Origin of the sequence: Bacillus sp. NH11B (assembly GCF_001884205.1) — a bacterium.
Classification (GTDB): Bacteria; Bacillota; Bacilli; order Bacillales; family Bacillaceae_G; genus Bacillus_A; species Bacillus_A proteolyticus.
This window is the reverse complement of the sequence record NZ_MAOG01000146.1, coordinates 1-3,110: the sequence shown is the minus strand read 5'-3', so window position 1 is coordinate 3,110 and position 3,110 is coordinate 1. Positions and strand designations below refer to the sequence as shown.

Sequence of the window (3,110 nt, the reverse complement as noted above, 5' to 3'; positions counted from 1 at the left end):
ATTTTTTTCTCTTTCTTCAACTCTTCAATCGCTATAGGATAGGCCGGGTTTTTGTCTACTGTTATCACACGGAGCTTTGAAGCATGAAAAGACTGCAAAGCTTTCTTGAAAAAACGCTTTGCAGTCCTATGATCTCTTGTTTTGCTTAAATAAAAATCAATTGTATTTCCTTTTGAATCAACAGCACGATATAGGTACATCCATTGACCTTTGACTTTCACATACGTCTCATCGACTCGCCAAGAATCATTGGCTGATTTAAGATGACGTCGTACTCGCTTATCTAATTCAGGACCATATTGATGAACCCATCGCATGATAGTTGTATGAGCAAGGGATAACCCACGTTCTTCCATCATTTCGACTAAATTACGAAAACTGAGGTTGTACCCTAGGTACCATCTCACGGTTAATAAAATAATATCAGGTTGATAATGTTTCCACTTGAATAGATTTTTGCTTTTCCATACCAATCACATCATTTTTCAGAGTACTAGTATCAGTATGTCCAAGTTTAGGAGGTTACTTACAAGCGTTTTGGAGTGTTTGCACCAGAACCCTATTAAAGGTATAGAAACTGTCTATGCCATATACAAACAAAAGCGAAGTCTTCAACCAAACTTCGTTTTTTCGACGTATAACGCATTACACGAATTATTAATAGTTTCATAAAACTGGTCCATAATATTCCCCATCTCTTTATGTCTTCGGAAACTTTGCAACAGAACCAAGAAAAGGAATGTAGTAAAAAATCGTATAAAAGTACTCTCTTACGATAGATATGTGAGGTGCATGAAAATACAAAAAGGGAAAAGAATGATAAACATTCTTTTCCCTTTTTACCTACTGGAACTCTCATGCTCATTAGCTTTTCAGTATATCGAAAAATGCTGTAGAATTTACCTATTCTATTATAACAGCATAAAACATGGTTTTAAGATGTAATATTGCATATCAGAATGTGTTGATATATATATAAGTACTTACTATAATGAAAACATAAAGATAAATCACATCTTAGCAACGACAAAAGAGGAGGAAATAATATGGAAATCGCAATGGCGGTATTGAAATTTTTAGGTGGAGTAATTCCATTAGTTCAAGAGCTTTTAAAAACATTTATGTAAGTTTATTATTTAGCAATCATTTATAAAGCATTATCATACCTTAATACGAAAAAAGGAAGGGGTTGAATTTTTTGAAAATTATAAAAAGTGTTAAAGGAATCAAATTATTAGCATGTTTATCAATTGGCTTATGCACTATTAATTATTCTTCTATTTCCTTCGCTGAAATAAAAACAAGTAATTCAGCTGATGCAACAAAAAAAGCTATTAACATTGATACTGGCATAGGAAATCTAAAGTATAACAATCAAGAGGTTTTAGCAGTAAATGGGGATAAAGTAGAGAGTTTTGTTCCGAAAGAAAGTACAAATTCAAATGGTAAATTTGTAGTAGTGGAACGTGAGAAAAAATCACTTACAACTTCACCAGTCGATATTTCGATTATTGATTCTGTGGCTAATCGTACTTATCCAGGAGCAGTACAACTTGCAAATAAAGCTTTTGCAGATAATCAACCTAGTTTGTTAGTAGCTAAGAGAAAACCTTTGAATATTAGTATAGACTTACCTGGCATGAGAAAAGACAATACAATTACTGTCCAAAATCCGACATATGGTAATGTGTCTGGAGCAGTAGATGAATTAGTATCTACTTGGAATGAAAAATATTCAAAAACACATACGTTACCTGCAAGAATGCAGTATACAGAATCTATGGTTTATAGTAAATCTCAAATAGCAAGTGCTCTTAATGTTAACGCTAAATATCTTGACAATTCACTGAACATTGATTTTAAAGCGATTTCAGATGGAGAGAAAAAAGTGATGGTTGCGGCATATAAGCAAATCTTTTATACCGTAAGTGCAGAACTACCTAACAATCCATCCGATCTTTTTGATAATAGCGTTACTTTTGATGAGCTAACTCGTAAAGGGGTAAGTAATGCGGCTCCGCCTGTTATGGTGTCAAATGTAGCTTATGGTAGAACAGTTTATGTAAAATTAGAAACATCATCTAAGAGCAAAGATGTACAAGCTGCCTTTAAAGCCTTAATTAAGGGGCAAGGCGTTGAAACGAGTGGACAGTACAAAGATATTTTTGAAGACAGTACCTTTACCGCTGTAGTATTAGGCGGAGATGCAAAAGAGCATAACAAGGTTGTTTCAAAAGATTTTAATGAAATCCGAAATGTCATTAAAGATAATGCAGAATTAAGTTCTAAAAATCCAGCATACCCAATTTCATATACAAGCACTTTCTTAAAAGATAACGCAACTGCTGCTGTTCATAACAATACAGATTATATTGAGACTACAACTACAGAATATTCAAGTGCGAAAATGACCCTTGATCATTACGGTGCATATGTTGCTCAATTTGATGTATCTTGGGATGAATTCTCATATGATCAAAATGGGAAAGAAGTATTAACACATAAAACTTGGGAAGGAAACAACCAAGATAAAACGGCTCATTACTCTACAGTAATACCACTTCCACCGAATTCAAAAAATGTAAAAGTCGTAGCGAGAGAATGTACAGGTCTTGCATGGGAATGGTGGAGAACAATTATTAATGAACAAAATGTTCCATTAACCAATGAAATAAAAGTTTCAATTGGAGGAACAACATTATACCCAAGTGCTAATATTAGTCATTAGGTAAAAGGGGCACGGCAACGATTACTTCTTTTTGGGGCCATTCAAAAAACAGATAGAATTCAAAGAACATATTGAATTCTATCTGTTTTTTATTTTTTTACATAAAGAACATTGAGGTTGCTTATACTCTTATCAGTCAGATGGTTTACTAAAACATCATCATAACAGAAATAATAACTTTTTTATTTAATTAATATACAAATACTTTTGATGAGTTTTCTTCTAACAAACTAGAATTATAATTAGGTGCTAGTACGATGTTTGTATATGTCCCTGTACCCGAAAGGTATTTGTACCTATGTGGGGTACAACCCCACACCCATCAACTTAAGGGATATTTTTATACAAAATGCGATCTTTTCACGTAGTATTTTATTATCGT

At 33.2% G+C, this 3,110-nt stretch carries 2 protein-coding genes and 1 pseudogene; 2 read left to right on the top strand and 1 reads right to left on the bottom strand.

Going from position 1 to position 3,110, the window contains the following annotated elements:
* A partial coding sequence (locus BAU27_RS29400) for an IS6 family transposase (RefSeq protein ID WP_071772900.1) occupies window positions 1–473 on the bottom strand: 473 nt, incomplete at its 3' end.
* 88 nt (window positions 474–561) lie between these two features.
* On the opposite strand from BAU27_RS29400, the pseudogene BAU27_RS33155 reads away from it, so the two are divergent.
* Window positions 562–672: pseudogene (locus tag BAU27_RS33155) on the top strand (IS6 family transposase); the annotation flags it as partial.
* Window positions 673–1,189: 517 nt separating this feature from the next.
* A complete protein-coding gene (locus BAU27_RS29395) occupies window positions 1,190–2,728 on the top strand; it encodes a thiol-activated cytolysin family protein (protein WP_071772899.1) in 1,539 nt (512 codons plus the stop codon).
* Window positions 2,729–3,110: the final 382 nt, after the last annotated feature.